Raw genomic sequence first — 1,027 nt, 5'->3', positions numbered from 1 at the left:
TTCACCCATACGCTCTAAGAGCGCTAAGTTCTTTGCATCAAGTCTATATAAATCACTTACGTCCTGGATTAGCTCTTTATCAATAAGCTGGTCGATTAACTTATCACCCAAACCGTCAATATCCATAGCCTTTCTACTGGCAAAGTGCTTTATAGACTCTTTTAATTGCGCGCCACAGACAAGTGTGCCGCTACATCGAGCGAGCACGCCATCTTCTTCAATTTCTACAGGGGAATCACAAACGGGGCAGCACTTTGGCAGGACAATATCAACACTATCTGGTGGTCGACGCTCTTTAACACATCGTACAACTTTAGGGATTACGTCACCGGCACGGCGAATGACAACCGTGTCACCTACCCTTATTTGTAAACGCTTAACTTCATCCATATTATGCAAGGTTGCGTTGCTAACGGTCACGCCACCGACAAAAACAGGCTTTAAACGAGCAACAGGCGTGAGAACGCCGGTACGCCCAACCTGAAAGTCAACGCTTTCGAGCACTGTAAGCTCCTCTTGAGCAGGAAACTTATAAGCAACAGCCCAGCGTGGCGCACGCGCAACGAAGCCTAATTCCATTTGGGCTGCAAAATCATCCACCTTAAACACGATGCCGTCTATTTCATAATCGAGTGATGACCTCTTATCGCTAAGCATCTCACAGTAAGCGATACATTCCTCAATATTTTGAAGTTGCTGCATATCGCTATTGACCACAAAGCCCCATTCATTAAGCTTTTCAAGTGTTGAGAAGTGACTACTGGGAAGCCCTAGTCCAGAAGAGTAGCCAACAGAATAGGCGCACATCTTCAATTGCCTTTTCGCTGTCACTTTGGAATCGAGCTGGCGTAAACTACCTGCGGCAGCATTACGCGGATTAACGAACAGTTTGTCTCCGTTCGTTTGCGCTTCTTCATTAAGTCGATTGAATGAAACCAGAGGCATAAATATCTCACCCCTCACTTCTAGTTCATCAGGGAAACCACTACCAAGCAAACGAAGCGGTATTGAGTTGATGGTACGTACG

1 protein-coding gene is annotated in these 1,027 nt (G+C 46.0%); it reads right to left on the bottom strand.

The features are described from left to right. Positions 1 to 1,027 (bottom strand): NAD-dependent DNA ligase LigA (gene ligA / locus A3766_RS07125; protein ID WP_156508750.1); only part of this gene is annotated, 1,027 nt, incomplete at both ends.

The sequence above is a fragment of the Oleiphilus sp. HI0132 genome, from assembly GCF_001635845.1.
Note: the sequence above shows the minus strand (reverse complement) of the source record. Positions and strands in the feature narration are given on the sequence as shown.